Source organism: Herbaspirillum sp. WKF16, assembly GCF_028993615.1.
GTDB lineage: Bacteria > Pseudomonadota > Gammaproteobacteria > Burkholderiales > Burkholderiaceae_D > Herbaspirillum.
Window position 1 is genome coordinate 3,545,772 of record NZ_CP118632.1, and the last position, 24,598, is coordinate 3,570,369.

Consider the following 24,598-nt stretch of genomic DNA (forward strand, 5'->3'; position numbering starts at 1 on the left):
GACCCGCAAGTTGTCGGGCGCGGCTCCGATACCTGGTTCAAGCGGGTGGCGCCCCCGCGATGCCGACCTTATTCCCGACCCTTGGAGCCGATCATGAAACGCAAACTGATGACGATACTGGACAAATACATGGATGCCCTGCCGATGACCGGCGCGGCGGTGGGCATGACGGTGCTGGCGTGCGTGTTCTCGGGCACGCTGCGCGAGATCCTGCAGCGCGCCAACCTCGACATGCTAGCTGCGGCGGTGGCGCTGCTGCCCTTGTCGGCGGTGCTGCTGGCCTTCGGCTGGAGCATGCGCGGCAATGCGCAAAGGGAGCGCCAGCGCAGCCTGCGCCAACGCGAACTGGAACGCCGCCGCGCCTTGCTGCGGGCGACCTACGACCTCGACCGTCATTGCTGATGCGGCCGCGCCCGCGGCCTCAGTCGGGCAAGCCATCCCCCGCCAGAATCATCTGCGCGGCGCTCAACAGGTCGCCGGAGAGGCCCTCGCGCGCCTTCTCCGGCGAGCCGTCCTGCAAGCCCTTGAGCAGCACGCCGTGATGGAACAGCGCCGGCGCCTCCGACAGCCGCCGCGAGCCGGCGCGCAGGTCGAGGTTGATCACCGGCCCCACCTGCAGCCACAGCCCCTCGATCAGCGCCACCAGCGTCGGCATGCCCGAGCCCTGGTAGGCCGCGAAGTGCAGTTCCTTGTTCAGGCGGATGATCACGTCCACGTTGGGCTTCTTGCGGTTCATCTCCACGCACAGGCTGTCATGCAGGTCGGCCACCTCCTTCAGGCCGTCGCGGCCGATGGCGGCGGCCGCGTGCTCCACCGCCAGGCCCTCCAGCGCCAGCCGGATCTTGAGCAGTTCGCGGAACTTGTCCTTGGTCATCAGCGGCACCCGCATGGCGCGGTTGGGCAGGATCTCCAGCGCGCCCTCGGCGGCCAGCTGGCGCACCGCCTCGCGCACCGGCATGGGACTGGTGCCCAGGGCGTCGGCCAAACCCTTCAGGGTCAGCTTCTGCCCGGGCCGCACCTGGCCGGCCTGGATCAGCCCGCACAAATCCTGGTACACCCGCTCGGAGAGCGTGGCGTGCTGGATCTTGCGCATGTTGGAGAGGTCGGCGATTAAGGTCTGATCCATGGCGATAGATGAAAAATTTTCGCGGATTATATAAGAGGCCAAGAGGCTAAGAGGCGCCGGCAGCACCCTGCCGGGCCGGCCCACAGGCGCGCACCCGCGCGCGGCGGCCGGCGATGCCGCCGGAATTGCCCTCCGGCAGCGGCGCGATTGCCCGTTGACGCTAGTGATTCTATCGAATACATTTGATCACATGTCAAATAAATGACATCAGCAGAATAAAAAAACGGATCGGCGCGGCGGCGTGGGGGTTTCACCCAACAGGCCGCCGCGGCGGTGACGGCCCCAGGAGATACCGCTGCATTCCGGCAAGCGCCGGCCTCGCGACACCCGCGCGGCCGGCCTCGCCGCCTCTCCGCCAGGCCCGACCCTCGATGCGCGCGAATGGCCGGCCTCGGCCGCTCCACCCTGCTGCTGCAACAAGCCGGCGCCAGTCCGGCTGCAATGCTCAAAAAAAGCAGTTCCCACGAGACACCGGCTGCGGCCGGACATTTAGGAGGATCGCACCATGGAGCAAGACAACAGCAAGGACCAGAACCACGCAGCGCACGACCCCGCCTCGCCGCGCCGCCGCAGCATCCTGAAAGCCGGCGCCGCCGTGGCCGGCGCCTCGGCGCTGGGCTTCCCCGCCATCGTCAGGGCGCAGTCGGACAAGATCATCATCGGCCACCTGACCCCGCGCACCGGCTTCCTCGGCCCCATGGGCGAATACGCGGTGATGAGCATCAACCTCGCCGTGGAAGAACAGAACAAGGCCGGCGGCCTGCTGGGCCGCCAGTTGACGCTGATCTCGGAAGACTCGGTCAACCCGCCCACCGCCTCCTCCAAGGCGCAGCGCCTGCTGGAGCGCGACGGCGCCGCGGTGCTGATCGGCGAGATCTCCTCGGCCTCCGCGCTGGGCATCGCCCAGGTGGCGCAGCGCAACCGGAAAATCTTCATGAACACCGGCTGCAACTCGGACGAACTGCGCGGCAAGAGCTGCAACAAGTTCATGTTCCACATCGAGGCGGCCAACTCCACCTACGTCAAGGCCTGTGGCCAGCAGCTGCTGCAGAACGGCCTGATCAAGGGCAAGAAGATGTACGCGCTGACGGCCGACTACGCCTTCGGCCACGACCTGCTGCGCACCGCCAAGGTCTTCGTCACCGCCAACGGCGGCAGCATCGCCAACGATGAACTGGTGCCCACCGACGCCACCGATTTCAGCCCCTACCTGCTCAAGATCCGCCAGGCCAAGCCGGACCTGGTGATCTCCAACCTGGCCGGCAACCAGATCACCAACTTCATCAAGCAGTACTCCGAATTCGGCCTGCCGTTCCCGATGTCGGGCTTCGGCTTCGACACCGTGGCCGCCTGGGGAGCCGGTGCCGACAACTTCGCCGGCACCTGGCCCACCACCTGGCACCACGACGTCGACGCGCCTTCGGCCAAGGCCTTCGTCGCCGCCTTCATCAAGAAGTACGGCAAGCCGCCCGAGAACCAGGCCTGGGGCGAATACGTCGCCTTCCGCTCGGTGGTGCAGGCGATCACGGAGACCAAGTCGCTCGACACCATGAAGCTCATCGAGTACTTCGAGAAAGGCGCCGAGGTCGACGTGCTCAAGGCGCGCAAGGGCACCTATCGCGCCTGGGACCACCAGCTGCTGCAGGAGATGTACACGCTCTCGCCCAAGCCGAAAGGCAAGGCCAAGGACCAGTGGGACTTCCTGCAGCTGGGCGCGGCCGTGCCGGGGCCGGGTGGGTCGCTGGAATCAATCGCGCCGACGATGCAGGAGAACGCTTGTAAGTTCACCTGATCGTTGCACCAGGCAGAGCGGACGCATGACAAACGCCACTGGGTTCCTGCTTTCGCAGGAACGACAGGCTGTCTGATTTCCGTCCTCCGTCGCCCCTGCGAAAGCAGGGGCCCAGTGGCGTTCTACGCAACCGCCGCGCCTGATCGTCAGGACCCCGGCTGCGTTTTCCCGGAGCATCAATGCAAATCGTTTTCCTGCTCGAACAAATCCTCAACGGCCTGCTGGTGGGCGGCTATTACCTGCTCATCGCGCTGGGCCTGTCGCTGATCTTCAGCCTGGGCGGCATCGTCAACCTGGCGCACGGCGCCTTCTACGCGATCGGCGCCTACCTGGCCGTGGAGATCACCAGGCACCTCGGCTTCGCCGGCGCGATCGTGATCTCGCCGCTGCTGGTGGCGCTGGCCGGCATCCTGTTCGAACGCTTCCTGCTGCGCCGTTTCTATTCGGCCGATCCCATCCTCGGCCTGCTGCTGACCTTCGGCCTGGCGATGGTGGCCGAGCAGCTGATCCGCATCGTCTGGGGCGCCTCGCCGCTGCCGGCCTCGATCCCGCCGGCCTTCAAGGGCCAGGTGATGGTGGGCGATTTCATGTATTCCAAGTACCGCCTGCTGATGCTGGCGGTGGTGCTGGCGGCGCTGACGCTGATCTGGCTGCTGCTCAACAAGACCTCCTTCGGCCGCGTGGTGCGCGCCGGCGTGCAAAAGCCCGACATGGTGGCGGTGCTGGGCATCAGGCTGCAGCCCTACATGACCGCCATCGTGATGCTGGGCCTGGGCCTGGCGGCATTGGCAGGGGTACTGTTCGCGCCGATCTCCGGGGTGCATCCGGCCATGGGCGCCGAGATCATGACCGCCGCCTTCGTGGTGGTGGTGATCGGCGGCCTGGGCAGCTTCTGGGGCGTGGTGCTGGCCGCCGTGCTGGTGGGCGTGGTGCGCGGCATCACCATCCAGTTCTACGCGCCGGCCGGCGAGGCTTCGATGTACCTGCTGATGCTGCTGGTGCTTATTTTCCGCCCGCGCGGCCTGCTGGGCGAGCGCATCGAACGATTCGAATGACGAGGCCGCAATGAACAAGAAACATCAACCCCTGTGGATCGCGGCGGCGGCGCTGGTCGTCACGCCCTTCGTCCTGCAACTGCTGGGCCTGACCACCACCTCGGCCACCGACGTGGTGATCTACGCCATCGCCGCCATGGGCCTGAACCTGCTGGTGGGCTACACCGGCCTGACCTCGTTCGGCCACGGCGCCTGGTTCGGCGTGGGCGCCTATGCGGCGGCGCTGTCGCAGAAATACTGGTTCCCGGGGCAGATCGTGCTGCCGCTGCTGTTCACCATCGCCTTCATCGCGGTGTGCGCGGCGGTGATCGGCTTCCTGATCCTGCGCCGGCGCGGCGTCTACTTCTCGCTGCTGACGCTGGCGCTGTCGGCGCTGACCTTCGCCATCGCCTTCCGCTGGACCGACTTCACCGGCGGCGAATCCGGCCTGGGCGGCATCACGCGGCCCGCATTGGCCGGCATCGACCTCGACCGGTCGGTGCCCTACCTGGTCTTCGTCAGCGTGATCGCCTGGCTGGTGCTGTACGCGCTGCACCGGGTGATCCGCTCGCCCTTCGGCCACACCATCGTGGCCATCCGCGAGAACGAGCAGCGCGCCCGCTTCCAGGGCTACGCCACCATCGTCTACAAGCTGCAGATGTTCATCATCTCGGCCAGCGTGACCGGCCTGGCCGGCGGCCTACTGGCCTTCCACCACCGCTTCGCCTCGGCCGAGCCGACCTCGGTGGCCTTCTCCGGCGAGTTGCTGGCGATGGTGGTGATCGGCGGCATGCGCAGCTTCCTCGGCCCGGCGCTGGGCGCGCTGTTCTACATCCTGTTCCGCGAATGCCTGTCGATCTGGACCGAGAACTGGCTGCTCTGGTTCGGCCTGGCCTTCGTCGGCTTCATCCTGTTCTCGCCCACCGGGCTGGTCGGCATCTGGCGCCAGCTCGCCCGCCGCCTGCGGCCGCCGCCGGAAGTGGGCGCGGCCATGAGCGCGCGCCAGATCGTCGACGGCCTGCCGCTGCCGGCCTTCCTGCAGCCGCCGGCGCGGCAGGGACTGGTGCTGGAAGCCAAGGACATCGAGATCCGCTTCGGCGGCATCCAGGCGGTGAAGAACGCGCAGATTGCGCTGCACGCCGGCGAGATCCACGCGCTGATCGGCCCCAACGGCGCCGGCAAGACCACCACCTTCAACCTGATCTCCGGCATGTTCGCCCCCAGCGGCGGCAGCGTGAAACTCAACGGCGAGGAAATCGCCGGCCTGCCGCCCAGCCAGATCTGCCAGCGCGGCCTGGCGCGCTCGTTCCAGATCACCAACCTGTTCAAGGGCCTGTCGATCTACGAGAACCTGCGGCTGTCGCTGCAGGCGCGCCACGCCTCGCGCTACAACATGTGGACCGACGTCGACAGCTACCCCGAAATCCACGCCGAGACCGACGAGCTGATGCGCTTCCTGGGCCTGAAGGGGATCGACGAGATCGAAGGCGGCGCACTCTCCTACGGCGGCCAGCGCCTGGTGGACCTGGGCATCGCGCTGGGCTCCAAGCCGCACGTGCTGCTGATGGACGAGCCGCTGGCCGGCCTGGCCGCGGCCGAGCGCGAGCGCGTCTCGCGGCTGGTGAAGATCATCGCCGCCAACATCCCGGTGCTGATCGTCGAGCACGACATCGACCGCGTGCTGGGCTTCTCGCAGAAAGTGACGGTGATGAACCAGGGCAGCGTGCTGATGGCCGGCACGCCCGACCAGGCGCGCGCCGATACCCGCGTGCAGGAGATCTACACCGGCCACGGCACGCCGCCGGTCACCGGCCGCATCGCCGGCGACGCGCAGGAGCGGCCGCAGCTGCTGGCCTTCGATCAGGTCAACGCCTTCTACGGCAAGAGCCACATCCTCAACGACGCCACGCTGGAAGTGCGCCAGGGCGAGATCGTGGCGCTCTTGGGCCGCAACGGCGCCGGCAAGTCCACGCTCCTCAAGGCGCTGACCGGCCTGCTCAAGCCGGCCTCTGGATCGATCCGCTACAACGGCCGCAACATCGCCGGCCTGGCCGCGCCCGACATCGCGCGCCTGGGCATCGGCTATGTGCCGCAGGGACGCGGCCTGTTCGCCGGCATGACGGTGGCCGAGAACCTGGCGCTGGGCCGCCTGGCGCGCAAGACCGATGGCAAGGGCGGCGACGACGGCGTGGCCTGGAGCGAGGAGAAGATCCTGCAGTACTTCCCCCGCCTCAAGGAACGCCTGCACACCCACGCCGACTTCCTCTCCGGCGGCGAGCAGCAGATGGTGGCGGTGGCGCGCGCGCTGTCAGGCAACGTCAAGCTGCTGCTGCTGGACGAACCCTTCGAAGGCCTGGCCCCGGCGGTGGTGCAGGAACTGTTCACGGTCTTCGACCAGCTGCGCCGGGAAGTCTCGATCGTCATCGTCGAGCACAACCTCGACCTGGTGCTGGCGCTGGCCGACCGCGTGTTCGCGCTGGAACGCGGCGCGGTGTTCCATACCGGCCCGGCCGAGCCGCTGCTGACCGACCTGGCCTACCGCAAGAAGATTCTCTGGCTGTAGCTCCCTCCCTCTTTTTACCGTAACAAGGACTCACGCATCATGGATCTGAACCTCAAGGACAAGAAAGTCATCGTCACCGCCGGCGCCCAGGGCATCGGCCTGGCCATCACCGCCGCCTTCGTCGAAGCCGGCGCGCAAGTGCACATCTGCGACGTCAGCGACGACTTCCTCGACGCCGCGCGCCAGCAGTTCGGCCAGGCCCCGGTCAGCTACAGCCACACCGACGTCACCGACGAGAAGCAGGTCGACGCCATGTTCGCCGAGCTGGCCCAGCGCTGGGACGGCAAACTGGACGTCCTGGTCAACAACGCCGGCATCGCCGGCCCCACCGCGCCGCTGGAAGAAGTCGACCTGCCGGCCTGGGACCAGACCATCGCCGTCAACCTGACCGGCCCCTTCCTGTGCGCGCGGCGCGCGGTGCCGATGCTCAAGAAGAACGGCGGCGGCTCGCTGGTCAACATTTCCTCGGTGGCCGGACGCCTGGGCTTCGCGCAACGCACGCCGTATTCGGCCTCCAAGTACGGCATCATCGGCCTGACCGAAAGCTGGGCCATCGAACTGGGCCCGGACAACATCCGCGTCAACGCCGTGCTGCCCGGCGTGGTGGCAGGCGCCCGCCAGGAGCGCGTGATCGCGGCCAAGGCGGCCTCCTACGGCATCGACCATGAAGAGATGCGCGAGCGCGTGCTCTCCAAGGTGTCGATGCGCCAGATGGTCACCGCCGAGGACATCGCCAACCAGATCATCTTCATCTGCTCGCCGGCCGGCGCCGCCATCAGCGGCCGCAGCCTGTCGGTATGCGGCAACGTCGAAACCCTGAGCTGAAGCGGAGGCAGAACATGAGCGAGAAGATCGCAGTCGTCGGCGCCGGCCTGATCGGCCGCGCCTGGGCCATCGTATTCGCGCGGGCCGGCTTCAACGTCGCCATCTGGGACGCCGTGCCGCAGGCGCTGCAGGCCTGCCAGCAACTGCTGCGCGACAACGTCGGCGACCTGGCCGCGCATGGCCTGATCGAGGAAAGCGTAGAGGTGGTGCTGGCGCGCATCAAGCCCGCAACCAGCCTGGCCGATGCGCTCAGGAATGCCGCGCTGGTGCAGGAAAACGTGAAGGAGACGGTCGAGGTCAAGCGCGATATCTTCGCCGAAATGGACCGGCTGGCCGCGCCCGGCACCATCCTCACCAGCTCCACCTCGTGGATCCCGACCTCCGATTTTTCAGAGCAGTTGCCGGGCCGCGACCGCATCCTGGTGGCGCACCCGGTCAACCCGCCCTACCTGGTGCCGCTGGTGGAACTGGCGCCGGCGCCCTGGACCTCGAAATCGACGGTGGAACGCGCGCGCGACATCTACACCCGCGCCGGCCAGTCGCCGGTGGTGCTCAACAAGGAAATCACCGGCTTCCTGCTCAACCGCATCCAGGGCGCGGTATTGAACGAGGCGCTCAATCTCTATGAAAACGGCTATGCTTCCTCCGAGGACCTGGACAAGGTGCTGAAGGACGGCCTGGGCCTGCGCTGGTCCTTCATGGGCCCGTTCGAAACCATCGACCTGAACGCCCCCGAAGGCGTGCTGGATTACGCGAAGCGCTACGGCCACACCTACCGCGACGTCGCCAAGACCCAGCCGCCCAACGAATGGCGCCCCGAGACGCTGGAGAAGATCGAAAAGGAAAGACGCGCCGCGCTGCCGGCCGCCAAGCTGGGCGAACGCGCGCGCTGGCGCGACAACCGCTTGATGGGGCTGGTGGCGCACAAGCGCAAGCAGCCGACGTGATATTGCCTCCTGCGCGCTGGTGACGGGTGCGGATGTGCGACGAACGACGCTGGGTCCCGGCCTGCGCCGGGACGACAGGTAGTGAGACAACCTGGACGCGCGGAGTTTGACGTCACCATCGCAATGTCGTCCCGGCGAAGGCCGGGATCCAGTGACTTTCGTCGAGGCATGACAGACGTCACTGGGTCCCCGCTTTCGCGGGGACGACGGATTAAAGAAGGCAGCGTGCCAAGAAACCAATGCCGAAGGCGAGTAAGGGGCAACGCGAGGCCGCAGGCGAGCCGGACACGCAGTCCGCTTCTGCCCAGCCGCAGTAATCGCTCAAAAAATGGATCAGAGCGGGAGTCGGAGCGAAGCGACTCTCCCGCTCCCATTTTTTGAGCGATTACTGCGGGAACCCCGAAGGGGCTGGGCAGTAGCGGTCGCTTCTTTTGCTTACTTTTCTTGGCGAGACAAGAAAAGTGAGCGGCTGCCGGGCCGCCCCCGGCGCTCCGTTCAGCCTGGAGAGGCTACGCAACAAAACCAGTGCACTAACACGCGACAAGACCAGACTACCCAACGAACAACTAACAAAGAACAACAAGCAACGAAAAAAGAACACAGCAACACAAACAAAACCACCAACACAACAAACACCCAAAGGAGCACAAGCATGGCCAAACCCCGCAAAGTCATCATCACTTGCGCCGTCACCGGCGCCATCCACACCCCCTCGATGTCGCCCTACCTGCCGGTGACGCCGGACGAAATCCGCGACGCCGCGCTGGGCGCGGCCGAAGCCGGCGCCGCCATCGTCCACCTGCACGCGCGCGATCCGCAGAACGGCAAGCCCACGCAAGACCCCGACGAGTTCCGCAAATTCCTGCCCGGCATCAAGGCCAAGTCCAACGTGGTGATCAACCTCACCACCGGCGGCGCCCCCACCATGGGCGTGGAAGAGCGCCTGCAGCCGGCGCTGCAGCTCAAGCCCGAGGTCGCCTCGCTCAACATGGGCTCGATGAACTTCGGCCTGTACGAAATGCTGGGCCGCTTCAAGGACTTCAAGTACGACTGGGAAAAGCCCTACCTCGCCGAATCGGACGACCGCATCTTCCGCAACACCTTCAAGGACATCGCCTACATCCTCGAATCCTGCAGCGCCAACCAGACCCGCTTCGAGATCGAGTGCTACGACATCGGCCACCTCTACACCGCGGCCCACTTCATCGACCGCGGCCTGATCAAGCCGCCGTTCCTGATCCAGTCGGTGTTCGGCCTGCGCGGCGGCATCGGCAACGACGTGGAAGACGTGATGCACATGAAGCGCACCGCCGATCGCCTGTTCGGCGAGGACTACTTCTGGTCGGTGCTGGGCGCCGGCCGCGGCCAGATCCCGATCGCCACCATGTCGGCGGCGATCGGCGGCCACACCCGCGTCGGCCTGGAAGACTCGCTGTGGGACGGCCCGGGCCAGCTGGCCAAGAGCAACGCCGACCAGGTCAGGCGCATCCGCACCGTGATCGAGGCGCTGTCGCTGGAAGTGGCCACGCCCGATGACGCGCGCGAAATGCTCAAGCTCAAGGGCGGCAGCAACGTCGCCTTCTGATTCGCGTCGAGGGGCCACGAAAGCCGGAGCGGTTCGCCGCCTCCGGCTTTTTCTTTTGGGGTCGACGGTGACCTCGGCGCCGGCATTTGCCAGGACGGCAACATGGCGCGCGTTCCCGATCGGGGCAGGCACGATAGGCTACAATCTCCCCCATCCGATTCATGCCCGGCGCGCCATTGCCTCATGCCAATGGCCGTCCCCGGCGATACACTGCACACTCCGCACACCCCGATGAAACAATACCAAGACCTGATCCAAGACGTCCTCGACAACGGCAGCTGGCAAGAGAACCGCACCGGCGTTCGCACCCTCTCGGTGCCGGGCGCGATGATGCGTTTCGACCTGCAAAAGGGATTCCCTGCGGTGACCACCAAGCGCCTGGCCTTCAAGTCGGTGGTCGGCGAACTGGTGGGCTTCCTGCGCGCCACGCGCAGCGCCGCCACCTTCCGCGAGCTGGGCTGCAAGGTCTGGGACCAGAACGCGAACGAGAACGCCGAGTGGCTGGCGAACCCCTTCCGCGCGGGGACGGACGACCTGGGACCGGTCTACGGCGTACAGTGGCGCCAATGGCCCGCCTACAAGGTGATCGACGCCAACCAGCCGGCGCAGATCGAGGCGGCCCGCAGCAAGGGCTTCAGCATCGTCTCCACGCTGACCGACAACGGCCAGGACAAGGTATTGCTGTACAAGGCCGTGGACCAGTTGCGCGAGTGCCTGGACACCATCATCAAGAACCCGAGCAGCCGCCGCATCCTCTTCCACGGCTGGAACTGCGCGGTGCTGGACGAAGTCGCCCTTCCCGCCTGCCACCTGCTTTACCAGTTCCTGCCCAACCAGGCCACGAAGGAAATTTCGCTGTGTCTCTACGTGCGCAGCAACGACATCGGCCTGGGCACGCCGTTCAACCTGGCCGAAGGCGCGGCCCTGCTGCACCTGGTCGGCCGCCTGACGGGCTACAAGCCGCGCTGGTTCACGTATTTCGTGGGCGACGCCCACATTTATGAGAATCACATCGAGATGGTGACCGAACAATTGAAGCGCGACCCCTTCCCCGCGCCGCAACTGGTCATTGCCGACCGCGTTCCCGATTTCGCGGCGACCGGCAAGTATGAACCGGAGTGGCTGGAGAAGGTCGAGCCCGGCGACTTCTCCCTTGAGAACTACCAGCATCACGCGCCGCTGACCGCGCCGATGGCAGTGTGACGATCCCCTGATCCCTCGATCACCGGCATCGCGCCGGCGATCGTGCCGCAACAATGGACGGCTGCGCGCCTCAGCGCCGGCTGCTATCGGCGATCCCGGGGTGCGCGGCAAGCTGCTCGATGAGCAGGTCGATGAAGGCCTTCACCTTCACCGAGCCGCGCCGGTTGGCCGGGTACATGGCGAACATCCCGACGTCCATGGCGCCGGGGTTGGCCTCGAATTCGCCCAGCACGCCGACCAGCCGACCGGCGCTCAGGTCGGCACCCACCAGCCAGCTTGCCAGCATCGCCACGCCGCGGCCGTTCACGGCGGCCTGGCGCAACATCTCGGCATTGTTCGCAAAAAAATTCCCTTGTACGTTGACCTCCTCGATCGCGCCGCCGGCGGCCCCGATACGCCGGAAACGCCAGCCGCGCCTGGGCCCGTCGTAACAGAATTGCAGGCAGTGGTGCGCCAGCAGGTCGGAGGGCTTTTGGGGCGTGCCGCGCGCACGCAGGTACTCGCCGCTGGCGCAGATGACGCGGTCGTGCGATGCCAGCCGCCGCGCGATCACGTTGGGTTGGTCGCCGGTGGCGCCAATGCGGATGGCCACGTCGATGGACTCGTCGATCATATTGCTCATGCCGTCGCTCAGCTGCAGATCGAGCTGCAGCAGCGGATAGCGGCGATGCAATTCGCGACACACCGGCATCAGGTACATCGTGCTGAAGGTCACCGGCGCCGTCACCCTGAGAACGCCCTGCGGCTCTTCGTCCAGCGCCGCAGCCGCGATGTCGGCGGCATCGAGTTGCTCGAGGATGAGCTGAACCCGCTCATAGAAGCTGCGGCCGCCTTCGGTAAGGGTGACGCTGCGCGTCGAGCGGTTCAGCAACTTGGCGCCGAGGCGCTCCTCCAGCGCATCGACCAGGCGCAGCACGGATGAGGGCGCCAACCCCAGCCGGCGCGCCGCAGCGGAAAAACCGGAGGTGTCGGCCACCGCGACAAAGACTTGCATTTCGGCAAACTTATTCATGAGCACCTTTGCGTTTCACGCAAGAGCCTTAGCTAATCCGGGCATATTATCAGTGCTGAGCTTGCGGGCTACAGTGGGCGCCTCTTTCCTTGAATGCGCCGCCTGCCATGAATGCACTGCTCCAACCCATCCGTCTCGGCGGATTTGAACTTTCCAGCCGCGTCGCCATGGCGCCGGTGACGCGCGCCCGCGCCGGCGCAAACGGCGTCCCCACGGCCCTCAATGCCGCGTACTACCGGCAACGGGCTTCGGCCGGCCTGATCGTCGCCGAGGCGACCAATGTCTCGCCGATGTCGGCCGCCTTCGAGGACGCGCCGGGCATCTACACCGGCGGGCAGGTGGAGGGATGGAAAGCCGTTTCATCCGCCGTCCATGAGGCCGGCGGGCGCATCTTCATGCAACTGTGGCATAGCGGCCGGGCCAGCTCCTACGCGCTGCTGGACGGCGCCGCGCCGCTGTCGCCCTCCGCGATGAATGAAGACCTTGCGGCGCTGCAAGTCTATGGCGCCTTGCGCAACGGCTACTACACGCGCATCGCAGCCTCTCCTTCACGCGCCATGAGCGTCGATGAAATCTTCCAGACGGTCGAGGAATTCCGCATCGGCGCCAGGAACGCCATGGCCGCCGGCATCGACGGCGTCGAGATCCATGCCGCTAACGGCTATCTGCCGCAGCAGTTCCTCTCCTCGCACGTCAATCGCCGCACCGACGAGTTCGGCGGCAGCATCGGCAACAGGGCCCGCTTCCTGCGCCTGATCCTGGAAGCCGTGCTGCGAGAGGTGCCTGCCGCCCGGGTCGGCGTGCGACTGTCGCCATTCGCCCTGTACAACAACGCCATCGATGCGGACACCCGCGCGACTTATACGCACGTCACTGCCATGCTCGACGAGGCCGGCATCGGCTACATCCACGCCGCCGATACGAACGCATGGGGCGGCAACCGGGACATGGGCGCCATCCTGGACATCATTCGTCCGAATTTCGATGGAGTGCTGATCGCCAATGCGGGACTGTCATTTGAGGAGGCCGAACAACTGCTCGTCTCAGGCAAGGCCGACATGGCCGCGTTCGGTCGCCAGTTCATCGCCAACCCTGACCTGGTGGCCCGCATCGCCCAAGGTGGTCCGTTCAACGAACCGGATCCGGTCACCTTCTACGGCGGCGACGCCATCGGCTACACCGATTATCCCGCCCTGGCCTGAGCCTCCTGCGCCAAGTCCCAAGTACATCTTTCTTCACCACGTTGGAGATGCATCGATGAATCGAACTGCCCGTTGGCTCATGCTGCCCCCTTCAACGCGGCAGCGGATCGGTAACGGCGGCCCGGCCGCCGCAAGCGCGACACGCTCGAGCCGGATACGCCGGCGCCGAACCAGGCGGCTGATCGGGAAAATCGGCCAGGGCGCCCGGTCGTCCCTTTTCCCTTGGAGCGCGCCGCCGTCCACGGCGACACCGGGCGAACATGCTCTTGATCGCCTGCGCATCGCCTTGCAAGACGCCGACCAGGCCCATCCGCACATGGCGCTCGCCCACATCGGCGATTGCCGCGACTACCTGCGCGAGCTCATACCCGGTATCGATGCCGCCGGCGCCCGGCTCCACGAGGGTTGGCCGGACTTCCTCAATTCGCTGCTCACGCGGGCGTTTCGCGATGTCGCCACCATCATCGATTCGCATATCGCCGCCGACCGCCGCCTGCTGGATCGCTATCGCAATTATTCGGAACACATTTTCAGCTACACCCCCAACGGCCTGCTCGTCATGGATGCCCAGTGTCGCATGCGCGCCGCCAATCCTGTCATCAGGCGGATCTTCGGGATGTCGTCCGACGACGACGTCGAAGGCATTCCCCTCAATTCGGTCTTCAACGTGCCGGCGTTATACAGCGCCGCCAAGGAAGTGATTTCCACGGGCTTGCCGCACCAGGGAATCAACCTGGTCGACGAGAACGGCCGCGAGCGCTGCGGCCACTATCAGTTCGGCCTCTCGCGATTCGACAACGGCGACGAGCACCTGCTGCTGCTCGTCGCCCATGACATTTCCAAGGTGCTGGAGGCGAAGACCGCCCTGGCCGACAGCGAGGAACGGTTCCGGCTTTCCTTCCACCAGGCCGCCGTAGGGCTGGTGCACTTCGACGCGGAAGGCCGCATCCTGCGCAGCAACCGCAAGCTGCAGCAGGTGCTGGGATATGACGCGTATGAAATGCAGGGCATGAACCTGTGCGAGCTTGCCGATCCGGCCGAGCACTGCGACCACGACCACATGACCCGGCGCATCCTGGCCGGGGAGATCCAGGACTATGTCGCCGAAAAACGCTATGTGCGAAAGGACGGCGAATCCATCTGGGGCCAGGTGACCGTATCGTCGATGCGCGAAGGCAGCGGGGAGGCCCACTTCATCGCGGCCATCGAAGACATCACGGAAAGAAAGGCGGCCGAATGCCGGATGCGGCACCTGGCCAATCACGACCTGCTGACAGGATTGCCCAATCGGGGCCTGATGATGGATCGGCTGGCCACGGCCATCCACCAGGCAAAGCGCTCGCGCCAGACGCTGGCCGTGTTATTCATCGACCTGGATCGATTCAAGACCATCAACGACAGCCTGGGCCATGACGTGGGCGACCAGGTCATCATCGAGGTAGCCCGCCGCCTGCAGGACTCGGTGCGGGCGGGCGACACCGTAGCCCGCCTCGGCGGCGACGAATTCGTCGTGGTGCTGGTGAACGCCGGGCAGCAGCAGAATGTCGCTGCCGTGGCGGACAAGATCCTCAACGCCATCTGCGAGCCGATGCTGCTGAGCGGCCATGAGCTGTTCCTCGGCGGCAGCATCGGCATCAGCATGTACGACCGCGACGGCGCAGACTGCATCACGCTGCTGAAAAATGCCGATACCGCGATGTACCAGGCCAAGCAGAGCGGAAAGCGCCGCTATACCTTCTACGTCAATGAGATGAGCAAGGATGCCCTGCGTTTCCTGCGCATGGAAGCTGCCCTGCGGCGGGCGCTGGAGCGGCGGGAGTTTTACCTGGTCTACCAGCCGCAGGTCAATATCGCCAGCGGCCATATCATCGGCTTCGAGGCGCTGATCCGCTGGCAGCCGCCCGGCGAGGCGGTCGTCTCTCCCGACAAGTTCATCGCGCTGGCGGAAGAAACCGGCCTCATCGTGCCGATAGGCGAATGGGTGCTTGAGACCGCTTGCCGGCAACTGGTGTCCTGGCAGCAGGAAGGCCTTTGCGCCGGGGACATCAAGATGTCGGTCAACCTGTCCGCCGCCCAGTTCAGGCAGGCGGACATGGTGGAGACGGTAAAGCGGGTGCTCGCCCTGAGCGGCTGCCCCGCGTCCTGCCTGGTCCTGGAAATTACCGAGAGCGTCATCATGGACTCCCCCGAATCCACGGTCGGCATCCTCAACGCGCTGAGCGAAAGGGGCGTGCGGCTGGCGATGGATGATTTCGGCACCGGCTACTCCAGTCTCAGTTACCTCAAGCGTTTTCCCATTCATACGCTGAAGATCGATCGCAGTTTCATTCGCGACATCTCGGTCGATTGCGACGACGCCGAAATCGTCAAGGCGGTCATCGCAATGGCCCACGCGATGAATCGCAATATCGTCGCCGAGGGCGTGGAAGACAGGGTGCAGCTGGATTTCCTGAGAAACCACGGCTGCGACCAGGCACAGGGCTATTACTTCGGCAAGGGCATCTCCCATCAGGAAGCCGCCTTGCTGCTTTCACGCCAGCGCCTGCTGATGACCGCCGCCGCACATGCCGCGCCCTGCGCCACCTGAACTCGCGCCGGCCCCCGCACCCTGCCCCATTCAACAGTCCAACCCAACTTGGGAGAAATCGATGTCCATGCTTACTTTCCAGCGCAAACTCTGGCTTCCTCTGGTGGCCAGCCTCACCTGCATCTGCGCCATTTCCGTGCTGCATGTGTTCGACGCACGCAAGTTGCGCTATGAGGAACGACAAGCGGACCTGGCCAACGTCGACCAGGCCGCATTGAAGATCGTCGAAGGCTTCGCCGAAGATGCCGGCGCCGGCAAGATCTCGCTCGACGAGGCCAAGCGCCAGGCGAAATCCGTGTTGAACGACATCCGCTATGGAGAAGACGGCTACATCGCCATCCTGGGCATGGATGCCACCGCGATTCAGAATCCCGCCCTGCCCCAGAATGACGGCAAGGACATGAGCGGCTTCAAGGACCCGGCCGGCTTCCCGGTCTTTCAGGAGGTGGCGCGCATGGCCGCCTCGCCTTCCGGCGAGGGCTTCCTGCGCTATCTCTGGGTACGTCCCGGCCAGGAAAAGGTGTCCACCAAGCTGGCGCGTATCGCCAGCTTCAAGCCCTGGGGCTGGGCGCTGGTCGCCGGCCTGTATGTGGACGATATCGAGGATGCCTTCTATGAGTCGTTGAAGAAGACGGCCGGCATCATGGTGCTGGTGAGCTTGCTGCTCTCGGCCATCATCGTGGCCGTCAACCGCAGCCTGAACCGGGCGCTGGGCGGCAGCCCTGAGTATGCGGTCGCGGTCGCCATGCAGATCGCCGAGCAGGACCTGAGCCAAGCGGTGCGGTTGCGCGAAGGCGATTCCACCAGCCTGCTCTACGCCATGGCCGTCATGCAGCGCAACCTGGCGACGATGATCGCAGCCATCCGCGGCAGCGCCGAGACCATCGCCGCCGCCTCTTCACAGATCGCCATCGGCAACCTGGACCTGTCCTCCCGCACCGAGACGCAGGCAAGTTCGCTGGAAGAAACGGCGGCGTCGATGGAGCAGTTGACCCAGGCCGTGGCCCAGAACGCGCATCACGCGCTGGAGGCCAACCACCTGGCGGTGGCGACGGCCGACGTCGCGCACCGGGGCGGCCAGGCCATGCTGAAGGTCAACGGCACCATGCAAGCCATCAATGACAGCGCGGCGCGCATCGAGGCGATCATTTCGTCCATCGACGGCATCGCCTTCCAGACCAACATCCTGGCCTTGAATGCCGCCGTGGAGGCGGCCCGCGCCGGCGAGCAAGGCCGCGGCTTCGCCGGCGTCGCGTCCGAAGTGCGCGTATTGGCCCAGCGCAGCGCCGCCGCGGCGAAAGAAATAAAGATCCTGATCGACGACTCCTCGGCCAGCATCGGCGCGGGCGCCACCATCGTGGCCGATGCGGGAACAACGATCGATGAGGTGGTGCGCAGCGTCAACGAGGTGGCGACGATGATCTCGGCCATCACCCATTCGTCCAACGAACAGAAGACCGGCATCGGTCACGTCAACATCGCCATCACCGAGATGGACTCGGTGACCCAGCAGAACGCCGCACTGGTGGAAGAAGCCGCGGCGGCGGCGGCCAGCCTGCGCGACCAGGCGGCGGCGCTGGCGGAATTGGTCAGTCACTTTCACCTGGCCGACACCGACGCTGCCGCCGACTCGGCGGCCGTCGCCGGCGCCGCGTCTGTCCACGGGCGACCGCGGCAGTTGGGCAACCGCAAGCCGGCGCTGGCCGGCGCCTGAGCGGGAACTTGCCCGCGCCGGCTATTGCCTGGTAGGCAGCGTGCCGGCCAAGTGCTTCTCGAGCATGTCGACGAAGGCCTGCACCTTCGGCGCCCCCTCCCGGCTCGGCGGATACATGGCGTAGATGCCCACATCCATGGGTCCGGGATTGGCCTCATACTCCTGAAGGGCCCACACAAGACGTCCGCCCCTGACATCGTCCATGACCAGCCAATCCGGAAGCATCGCTATCCCATGGCCCGCCAGGCAAGCCTGGCGCAGCATTTCCGAGTTGTTGACGCACAGCGAACCTTTGACGTCCACGATGTCCACCGCGCCGCCCGCATCGGCATTCAGGCAGAACCGCCACTGTTGCCGGCCGTCGCCGTACGCGAAGACCAGGCAGTCGTGCCGTTGCAGCTCGGCCGGGGTGCGCGGCATCCCGACAGCGGAAAAATAATCGGGGCTGGCGCAAATGACCCGGCGCTGGCCGGCCAGCCGTCGGGAAATCAGGTTGGACTGCGTTCCCGGCGCGCCGATGCGTATGGCGACATCGATGGAGTCCTCCGCCAGGTTGCTGATGCCGTCGGTCAGGTCGAGATAGACCGAGAGCTTGGGATACAGGCTTTGCAGCTCGAACAAGGCCGGCGCGATATAGCGCGTGCTGAAGGTCACCGGCGCGGAGACCTTGAGGCGTCCTTGCGGAATGCCCTCTTGCGAGGCCGAGCTCTCCGCCTCCTCGGTTTGCTCCAGGATGGTCAGCACGCTGTCGTAGTAGAGGCGACCGCTGTCCGTGAGCGTGACGGTGCGTGTCGAGCGATTGAGCAATCTTGCGCCGATGCGCTTCTCCAATGCGTCGATCAGCCGCACCACCGACGACGGGGCGATGCCCAGGGTGCGCGCGGCGGCGGAAAAGCCGCCGGCGCCGGCGACGACGGCAAATGCCTTCAATTCTGAAAACCTGTCCATAACGGTCGCGCACCTTTTTTGAATTGTTCAAGCACAAGCCGATAAAACCCAGGGCCATCACGATCCCCCCCCGGGGCGCCCCTCATTTTACCGGCATGCCCGGAGGCGCGCGCGCGGCCGATTTGCCCGGGCATGAAAACGCCCGCAAGAGGCGGGCGATGTTTTCCGGAGAACGGTGATGCACAAGATCAGCCCGGCCTGAGGTTCCGGCGCTTGCATTGAAACTGCATCGACCTTTGAGCCGATGTCGTCGATGCAGTCATGGATGGTGGAAAAGCAATACCTTGCCCGCCTCGATACCCTGTCGCATCAGGTGTTTTCCGAAAGCGACCTGGCCCGGCTCCCACTGCGCCAGCGCGCCGTCGATATCGTCGGGATGGGCCTGGAGAGCGTCGGCCAGCGCCAGCGCATTGGCCGCCGCCTTCAATGTGCTGGCGGCGGTATGCGGCCGCGGTATGGACGCCGCGTCGCCGAGGATGACCACACGGCCCGCTGTCATCCGGTCGACGGCCAAGTCGCGGATGGCTTGGACGAAGGGTTCGCGGGTCACCTGCACGACATGGCGGAAGGCGGGCGGCAACAGCGCCGTCGCCTCCTCTCGCAGATGTTGTATCCACACGGTGGCGAGCATGCCTTCCGGCACGGAATAGGCGCGACGCTTTCCTTCCCTGTCGGTCATCGCACCGGCCAGCATCTCCGGGGCGGCGACGCGGTACCAGACCCAGTTGTAGAACCGGTGTCCTGGCCAGACATTGTTGTTCTCGCCCGGAACCAGGTAACCAAGGATATGCGACCCGGTATTGCTCGCAAACCCGAAGTCGCCGTGCAGCGCCTCGCGCGTGGATTCGGGCATCGATGCTTCCGGCACCAGGCCGCGCCATGCGAGATAGCCGGCGTAGGCGGGCAGCTGATCGGGCCAGAATTGCCGCCGCACAGTCGAATTACCGCCGTCGGCGCCGACCAGCAAGTCGCCCGTTTCGCGGGAGCCGTCCTCGAATATGGCCGTGACCGTCCGGGCGCCCTCGTCCTGCTCGACGTGCGAGAGTACTTTCCCCTGATGATAGTGCCCGAGTCCGAAGGACGATTTCAGTGTGGTGTAGATCAGGGACCAGGAGGTCTGGGTCTGGGGCGCGCGGCGCTTGATGCGAATCGTCCCATCCGGATTGAGCACGGTCCGATGCGCGGAACGCACTCCCAGCGCGGTGGCGCCGATATCCACGCCAATGCGCCTGAATACCTCGACCACGTCCGGCTGCAATACGATGCCGCCGCCCCTGCTGTCCAGGTCGCCGGCCGAGCGCTCATAGATGTCGACGTCCCATCCGACGTGGCGCAGCATGTTCCCGGCAAACAGGCCGCCGAGGGATCCGCCGATCACGATGGCGCGCGGGCGGCGCGCATGGCTGTCGGCGCAAGAGAGTGTGTGAGTGTTCATTGCGATACCGCTGGTTGGAATGCCACCACTATGACGCCCCGCGCCTGAACTGATAATACGAGCGAAATCGCAAGCGCCTTTGCGTGGAACGCAATGCATCGGTATCGCTGCACACCCGTTGCAACTGTCATCGTCAAAACGGCCTACGCCACACGTGGCCGTCCTCCCACAGTCTGGGAAGAGGCGTCGCCCGCCCACCGATTTCCCTAAAGAAATTTTCAGACGGCCCGTGCGCCGGCGCCGGAATTTCGCTAAATTAAATGCCCTGCGCTGAATTGGAACCGACATCACAGGGGGATGATGATGAAAAATACCGAGCAGCATTTTCTCGTCGTGGACGACATGGCCACGATGCGTCGCGTGGTCATGGGGCTGCTGAAGGAACTCGAATACGTCAACATGACCGACGCCGACGACGGCTCGGCCGGATGGAAGATTCTTGAGGGAGCGACCGCTCCGGTCACCTTCGTGATCACCGACTGGAACATGCCGGTCATGGACGGCATCGCGCTGCTCAAGAAGATCAGGTCGACGCCCAAGCTGGCCGACCTGCCCGTGCTCGTGATCACTGCCGAAGCCAAGAAAGAGAACGTCATCACCGCCGCCCAGGCCGGCGCCGACGGCTATATCGTCAAGCCATTCAATGCGGCGACGCTCAACGACAAGATCACCAGGATCCTGGCGCGCCGCGCGCGGCCGGCGAACTGAGTCGCCGCCGGCGGCGGCGAGCTGATCTGGACGACCGCCATGTCCGGCTCACTCGGGATGGCGCGCGCACCAGGCGCCGCCATCGAACTGACACTACTGCCAAAGCCGCCACGGCCTTTGCGTGGGACGCGACACGTCGGCATCGGGCGCCCACCTCTTCCTGGTTTCCACATCCAACCAAAAGCAAACAGAACTAAATCAAGAAGCGCGCGATAAATCGCGTGAGGCGCCCGTCTGGCGGCTGGCAAGCGCCCGCCGCTCCTATACTCGGCACGGCTGCAGCCGCGCCATCGTCACTTCGCGCGCATCGTGCGCAGCCTCCCTCAATCCCGCCGGCGTTCCCGGCTCCGTTTACAGGAAGGATGTCCTCATGAACCTGAGCAAGAAACTCACAGCCGAGGCGCTGGGTACGTTTTGGCTGGTGCTGGGCGGCACCGGCAGCGCGGTGCTGGCGGCCGCATTTCCCGCCCTCGGCATCGGCTTCGCTGGCGTCTCGCTGGCTTTCGGCCTGACGATTCTGACCGGGGCCTACGCCTTCGGGCATATCTCCGGCGGCCACTTCAACCCGGCCGTCACCATCGGCCTGGCGACGGCGCGGCGCTTCCCGCTCATCGACGCGGTCCCGTACATCGTGGCGCAACTGCTCGGCGCCGTGGCCGCCAGCGCGCTGCTCTCCTGCATCGCCGGCGGACAGCCGGGCTTCGACCTCGCCGCCGGCGGTTTGGGAGCGAACGGCTACGGCGCGCATTCGCCCGGCCATTTCTCCTTGCTCGCGGCCTTCCTGGCCGAGGCGACGCTGAGCTTCGTGTTCCTGCTGGTGATCCTCGGCGCGACACGTCCCCAGGCGCCGGCCGGTTTCGCGCCGATCGCCATCGGCCTGTGCCTGACGCTGATCCACCTCATATCGATTCCCGTGACCAACACCTCGGTCAATCCGGCCCGCTCGACCGCGCCGGCGCTGTTCGTGGGCGGCTGGGCGATTGAGCAGCTCTGGCTGTTCTGGGCCGCGCCCGTGGCGGGGGCGCTGGCCGCCGGACTGCTGCATCCGTTGCTCTGCGAAAAAGAGCAGTGAAGCGCCCGCGCCGGCAAGCCTTGAAATGAAAAACGGCGAGCATGGCTCGCCGTTTTTTTTCGCCCGCAGGTGTTCAGGGAGCCGTCGTCCCGTTGCCCGGCGCATTGTCATGCCAGCCGCCGCCCAGCGCCTTGTACAGCGAAACCGTGCCCTGCAGGCGCTGCAGCTTGATCTGGCCCAGCTGGTTCTGCGCCTCCGACAAGGTGCGCTGGGTGTCCAGCACCACCATCAGGTCCTCGGCGCCGGCGCGGTAGCGGATCTCCGAGAGCTCGAAGGCGAAGCGGGCCTGGTCGACCTCGCCGTTCTTCAGGCGATAGCGCTCTTCCAGGCTGCGGATCGCGCCCAGCGCCTTTTCCACCTCGGACAGCGAGTTGATCACGCGCTGCTGGTAGACCTGCACCAGCTCCTCCTTCTGCGCGATGGCGAGGTCGCGCTGGTTGCGCAGGCGGCCGCCGTCGAAGATCGGCGCGATCAGGCCGGTCCCGATGCTGGCGAACAGGTTGGGGCCGTCGAACAGCGACAGCAGCGCGCTGCTCTGGGCGCCGGTGGAGCCGGTCAGGCTGATGCTGGGGAACAGCGCGGCGCGGGCCACCGCGACGTTGGCGTTGGCCGCGGCCAGGTTGGCCTCGGCGCGGCGGATGTCGGGACGGCGCGTGAGCAGCTCGGAAGGCAGGCCGGCCGAGATGCGCGGCATCTGGATCTGCGCCAGCCCCTTCTCCTGCACCATGAAATTCTGCGGCGGACGGCCGAGCAGGATGGCCAGCGCGGTCTGCGCGTCCTGCTCCTGCTGCCGCAGGTCGGGGATCAGCTGCTTCTGGTTGGCCAGCGCCGAGCGCTGGCGCGCCAGGTCCAGCGGCGAGGCGGAACCGGCGCGGCTCTGCGCTTCGACCAGCTTGAGCACGCGCTCGGCGTTGCTGACGTTCTGGCGCGCGATCTCAAGGCGGTCGCGCAGCGACAGCACCTGCAGGTAAGTGGAGACGATGCCGCTGGTCACCGTCAACGCCACCGTCTCGCGGTCGTAGCGGTTGGCGCGCAGCGTGGCTTCGGCGGCATCGACGCCGGCGCGGTTCTTGCCCCAGAAGTCGATTTCGTAGCTGACCTGCAGCGTGGCGTTGGCCGAATTGGATGCGGTGCCGCCGGAGATCGGCAGGTCGCGCGCGGCGTTGGCGGTCAGCCCGACATTGGGCAGCAGCGGCGCGCCGGCGATGCGCGCCTGCGCCTCGGCCTGGCGCACCCGCGAGAACGCCGCGGCGATCTCGAAGTTGTTGCGCTGGCCTTCGTCCACCAGCGTCGACAGCTCATTGCTGCCGAACTGCTTCCACCAGTCCGAGTCGGGCCACAGCTGTTCGGCGTGGGCGACATCGGCCAGCGCGCCGCCGGCCCATTTGTCGGGCACCTGCATGGCGGTGATCGGATCGCTCTCGACCTCGCGCGTGGCGCAGCCGGCCAGCGCCAGCGCGGCCGACAACGCCAGCGCCAGATGCCTGGCGGCGAGCCTTGAGCTTGATGTGCGTGGACGGCTGAGGGTCATGTTGGCTTGGTAGGAACTGGAATACGGAGCATCCCCGCAGACCTCCATTTTAAAGAATTCGGCCGAGCCGGCATTGGGCCGATTATTGGATCGATTATTGGGCCGGCGCGGCCGGCGCCGGCGGGTTGGCCGGCAGCAGCACCTGCTCGCCTGCCTTCAGGCCCGACAGCACCTGGGCGCGCTCGCCGTCGCGAATGCCGATCTTGATCCGGCGCGCCTCCAGCTTGCCGCCCTCGGCCACCACCTTCACGCCCTGGGTGCCGTCCAGCCCCGGCTTGGTCACCAGCGAGAGCGGAATGGTCAGCGCATGCTCCACCCGCGCCAGCACGAAGTAGACGTCAGCCGTCATGCCGCTCATCAGTTCGCGACTGGGGTTGGCCACATCGAACAGCACCGTGTAGAAGGCCTTCTTGCCGTGGCGGCCGGAATCGTCGGTGGGCAGCAGCATGATCTGGCGCAGCTTGCCGCTCCAGCGCTTGCCGGGGTAGCCGGGCGTGGTGAAGTAGGCGGTCATGCCCTTCTGCAGGCGCGTGACATCTTCCTCGGCCACCGGCACCTGCACCGTCATGCGCGACAGGTCGGCAATGCGCATCAGCGCTTCCTGGCTGGCGCCGACCATCTGGCCGGGGCGCGCGTTCATGGTGACGATGGTGCCGCCCACCGGCGCCTCGATGCGGTTCTGCTTCTGGATCGCCTCGTCGTCCCGGATGCCGGCCTCGGTCTGCTGGATCTGCGCGTTGGTGGCGTCCACCCGCGCGGCCGCCGCGTACATGTTCATGCGCGAGGACTCGTAGGATTCCTCGCGGGTGGCGTTCTCGGCCTTCAACTGGGTCTGGCGCTGGAACTGCAGCTGGGCGAAATCGAGCTGGGCGTTCTGCCCGGCCAGCTCGGCCTTCAGGCGCGCCAGCTGGGCGCGGTTGTTTTCGATGCGGCCGTTCTGCACGGCCGGCGAGATCGTCACCAGGAGCTTGCCGGCCTTGACCGTCTCGCCGATGGCCACGTCGACGTCGGCAATCTGCCCGGCGACCTTGGCGCCCACGTCCACGTAGTTCTGCGCCACCACGTTGCCGGTGGCGTTGACCACCTGTTCGATGTCGGCCGTCTCGACCTTCACCGTTTCCAGCTTGAGCGCCACCGGCTTGGGTGGCGGCGTCGCCGGGCGGGTCTGCCAGAACGCCACGCCGCCGGCGACCAGCGCCGCCAGCAGCGCGCCGCCGGCCAGCGCGGCCTTGCGCGAGGCGGTGTGCGCAGCCGCGGGCTGCCGTGGTGGAGTGGTGTCGTGTTGCTCGCTCATGGTCGCTTGCGTGGTCGGCA

At 66.1% G+C, this 24,598-nt stretch carries 19 protein-coding genes; 13 read left to right on the top strand and 6 right to left on the bottom strand.

Going from position 1 to position 24,598, the window contains the following annotated elements:
* Positions 1-93 precede the first annotated feature (93 nt).
* The gene (locus tag Herbaro_RS16055) at positions 94-402 is read left to right on the top strand and encodes a hypothetical protein (protein WP_275010616.1); all 309 of its coding nucleotides are present in this window, start codon (positions 94-96) and stop codon (positions 400-402) included.
* 19 nt (positions 403-421) lie between these two features.
* On the opposite strand, the gene Herbaro_RS16060 is transcribed toward Herbaro_RS16055, so the two are convergent.
* A complete protein-coding gene (locus Herbaro_RS16060) occupies positions 422-1,126 on the bottom strand; it encodes a GntR family transcriptional regulator (RefSeq protein WP_275010617.1) in 705 nt (234 codons plus the stop codon).
* A gap of 505 nt (positions 1,127-1,631) precedes the next feature.
* Here Herbaro_RS16060 and Herbaro_RS16065 point away from each other — a divergent pair.
* From Herbaro_RS16065 to Herbaro_RS16095, 7 genes are all read left to right on the top strand, one after another.
* On the top strand, positions 1,632-2,918 hold the full coding sequence (locus tag Herbaro_RS16065) for an ABC transporter substrate-binding protein (protein WP_275010618.1): 1,287 nt from the start codon (positions 1,632-1,634) through the stop codon (positions 2,916-2,918).
* A gap of 179 nt (positions 2,919-3,097) precedes the next feature.
* Positions 3,098-3,973: a branched-chain amino acid ABC transporter permease gene (locus tag Herbaro_RS16070; RefSeq protein WP_275010619.1), complete on the top strand. Its 876-nt coding sequence runs from the start codon at positions 3,098-3,100 to the stop codon at positions 3,971-3,973.
* Between the two features lie 10 nt (positions 3,974-3,983).
* Positions 3,984-6,515 (top strand): branched-chain amino acid ABC transporter ATP-binding protein/permease, encoded by a 2,532-nt coding sequence (locus Herbaro_RS16075; protein ID WP_275010620.1) that lies wholly within the window; start codon positions 3,984-3,986, stop codon positions 6,513-6,515.
* Positions 6,516-6,554: 39 nt separating this feature from the next.
* Positions 6,555-7,340, top strand: a complete 786-nt coding sequence (locus tag Herbaro_RS16080; protein ID WP_275010621.1) for an SDR family oxidoreductase — start codon at positions 6,555-6,557, stop codon at positions 7,338-7,340.
* Positions 7,341-7,354: 14 nt separating this feature from the next.
* On the top strand, positions 7,355-8,287 hold the full coding sequence (locus Herbaro_RS16085) for a 3-hydroxyacyl-CoA dehydrogenase (RefSeq protein ID WP_275010622.1): 933 nt from the start codon (positions 7,355-7,357) through the stop codon (positions 8,285-8,287).
* A gap of 652 nt (positions 8,288-8,939) precedes the next feature.
* Positions 8,940-9,872: a 3,5-dioxohexanoate:acetyl-CoA acetone transferase gene (locus Herbaro_RS16090; protein WP_275010623.1), complete on the top strand. Its 933-nt coding sequence runs from the start codon at positions 8,940-8,942 to the stop codon at positions 9,870-9,872.
* A gap of 231 nt (positions 9,873-10,103) precedes the next feature.
* Positions 10,104-11,075 (top strand): thymidylate synthase, encoded by a 972-nt coding sequence (locus tag Herbaro_RS16095; protein WP_275010624.1) that lies wholly within the window; start codon positions 10,104-10,106, stop codon positions 11,073-11,075.
* Between the two features lie 70 nt (positions 11,076-11,145).
* Here the strand turns inward: Herbaro_RS16095 and Herbaro_RS16100 are convergent, their stop codons facing one another.
* Complete coding sequence (locus Herbaro_RS16100) at positions 11,146-12,087, bottom strand: LysR family transcriptional regulator (RefSeq protein WP_275010625.1); 942 nt, start codon at positions 12,085-12,087, stop codon at positions 11,146-11,148.
* 107 nt (positions 12,088-12,194) lie between these two features.
* On the opposite strand from Herbaro_RS16100, the gene Herbaro_RS16105 reads away from it, so the two are divergent.
* The 3 genes from Herbaro_RS16105 to Herbaro_RS16115 all read left to right on the top strand — a co-directional run bounded on the left by Herbaro_RS16105 (position 12,195) and on the right by Herbaro_RS16115 (position 17,590).
* Positions 12,195-13,289: an alkene reductase gene (locus Herbaro_RS16105; RefSeq protein ID WP_275010626.1), complete on the top strand. Its 1,095-nt coding sequence runs from the start codon at positions 12,195-12,197 to the stop codon at positions 13,287-13,289.
* 55 nt (positions 13,290-13,344) lie between these two features.
* On the top strand, positions 13,345-15,876 hold the full coding sequence (locus Herbaro_RS16110) for a putative bifunctional diguanylate cyclase/phosphodiesterase (RefSeq protein ID WP_275010627.1): 2,532 nt from the start codon (positions 13,345-13,347) through the stop codon (positions 15,874-15,876).
* A 61-nt stretch (positions 15,877-15,937) separates the two neighbouring features.
* On the top strand, positions 15,938-17,590 hold the full coding sequence (locus Herbaro_RS16115) for a methyl-accepting chemotaxis protein (protein ID WP_275010628.1): 1,653 nt from the start codon (positions 15,938-15,940) through the stop codon (positions 17,588-17,590).
* 21 nt (positions 17,591-17,611) lie between these two features.
* Here Herbaro_RS16115 and Herbaro_RS16120 read toward each other — a convergent pair whose 3' ends face one another.
* A complete protein-coding gene (locus tag Herbaro_RS16120; RefSeq protein WP_275010629.1) occupies positions 17,612-18,538 on the bottom strand; it encodes a LysR family transcriptional regulator in 927 nt (308 codons plus the stop codon).
* Between the two features lie 259 nt (positions 18,539-18,797).
* Positions 18,798-19,973, bottom strand: a complete 1,176-nt coding sequence (locus Herbaro_RS16125; RefSeq protein WP_275010630.1) for an FAD binding domain-containing protein — start codon at positions 19,971-19,973, stop codon at positions 18,798-18,800.
* 303 nt (positions 19,974-20,276) lie between these two features.
* On the opposite strand from Herbaro_RS16125, the gene Herbaro_RS16130 reads away from it, so the two are divergent.
* Both Herbaro_RS16130 and aqpZ read left to right on the top strand, forming a co-directional pair.
* Positions 20,277-20,681 (top strand): response regulator, encoded by a 405-nt coding sequence (locus tag Herbaro_RS16130; protein ID WP_275010631.1) that lies wholly within the window; start codon positions 20,277-20,279, stop codon positions 20,679-20,681.
* 370 nt (positions 20,682-21,051) lie between these two features.
* Positions 21,052-21,753: an aquaporin Z gene (aqpZ, locus tag Herbaro_RS16135; RefSeq protein ID WP_275010632.1), complete on the top strand. Its 702-nt coding sequence runs from the start codon at positions 21,052-21,054 to the stop codon at positions 21,751-21,753.
* 73 nt (positions 21,754-21,826) lie between these two features.
* On the opposite strand, the gene Herbaro_RS16140 is transcribed toward aqpZ, so the two are convergent.
* Together Herbaro_RS16140 and Herbaro_RS16145 are read right to left on the bottom strand one after the other, a co-directional pair.
* Entirely contained in the window at positions 21,827-23,284 is a 1,458-nt protein-coding gene (locus tag Herbaro_RS16140) for an efflux transporter outer membrane subunit (protein WP_275010633.1), read from the bottom strand.
* Between the two features lie 94 nt (positions 23,285-23,378).
* Positions 23,379-24,578, bottom strand: coding sequence for an efflux RND transporter periplasmic adaptor subunit (locus Herbaro_RS16145; RefSeq protein ID WP_275010634.1), 1,200 nt, complete (start codon positions 24,576-24,578; stop codon positions 23,379-23,381).
* Positions 24,579-24,598 lie beyond the last annotated feature (20 nt).

Coding starts and splice junctions, on each gene's coding strand:
- Herbaro_RS16055 (WP_275010616.1), top strand. CDS start 94: ATGAAACGCAAACTGATGACGATACTGGACAAATACATGGATGCCCTG.
- Herbaro_RS16140 (WP_275010633.1), bottom strand. CDS start 23,284: ATGACCCTCAGCCGTCCACGCACATCAAGCTCAAGGCTCGCCGCCAGG.
- Herbaro_RS16120 (WP_275010629.1), bottom strand. CDS start 18,538: ATGGACAGGTTTTCAGAATTGAAGGCATTTGCCGTCGTCGCCGGCGCC.
- Herbaro_RS16110 (WP_275010627.1), top strand. CDS start 13,345: ATGAATCGAACTGCCCGTTGGCTCATGCTGCCCCCTTCAACGCGGCAG.
- Herbaro_RS16115 (WP_275010628.1), top strand. CDS start 15,938: ATGTCCATGCTTACTTTCCAGCGCAAACTCTGGCTTCCTCTGGTGGCC.
- Herbaro_RS16060 (WP_275010617.1), bottom strand. CDS start 1,126: ATGGATCAGACCTTAATCGCCGACCTCTCCAACATGCGCAAGATCCAG.
- Herbaro_RS16075 (WP_275010620.1), top strand. CDS start 3,984: ATGAACAAGAAACATCAACCCCTGTGGATCGCGGCGGCGGCGCTGGTC.
- Herbaro_RS16070 (WP_275010619.1), top strand. CDS start 3,098: ATGCAAATCGTTTTCCTGCTCGAACAAATCCTCAACGGCCTGCTGGTG.
- Herbaro_RS16065 (WP_275010618.1), top strand. CDS start 1,632: ATGGAGCAAGACAACAGCAAGGACCAGAACCACGCAGCGCACGACCCC.
- Herbaro_RS16085 (WP_275010622.1), top strand. CDS start 7,355: ATGAGCGAGAAGATCGCAGTCGTCGGCGCCGGCCTGATCGGCCGCGCC.
- Herbaro_RS16090 (WP_275010623.1), top strand. CDS start 8,940: ATGGCCAAACCCCGCAAAGTCATCATCACTTGCGCCGTCACCGGCGCC.
- Herbaro_RS16130 (WP_275010631.1), top strand. CDS start 20,277: ATGAAAAATACCGAGCAGCATTTTCTCGTCGTGGACGACATGGCCACG.
- Herbaro_RS16095 (WP_275010624.1), top strand. CDS start 10,104: ATGAAACAATACCAAGACCTGATCCAAGACGTCCTCGACAACGGCAGC.
- Herbaro_RS16125 (WP_275010630.1), bottom strand. CDS start 19,973: ATGAACACTCACACACTCTCTTGCGCCGACAGCCATGCGCGCCGCCCG.
- Herbaro_RS16080 (WP_275010621.1), top strand. CDS start 6,555: ATGGATCTGAACCTCAAGGACAAGAAAGTCATCGTCACCGCCGGCGCC.
- Herbaro_RS16100 (WP_275010625.1), bottom strand. CDS start 12,087: ATGAATAAGTTTGCCGAAATGCAAGTCTTTGTCGCGGTGGCCGACACC.
- Herbaro_RS16105 (WP_275010626.1), top strand. CDS start 12,195: ATGAATGCACTGCTCCAACCCATCCGTCTCGGCGGATTTGAACTTTCC.
- Herbaro_RS16145 (WP_275010634.1), bottom strand. CDS start 24,578: ATGAGCGAGCAACACGACACCACTCCACCACGGCAGCCCGCGGCTGCG.
- aqpZ (WP_275010632.1), top strand. CDS start 21,052: ATGAACCTGAGCAAGAAACTCACAGCCGAGGCGCTGGGTACGTTTTGG.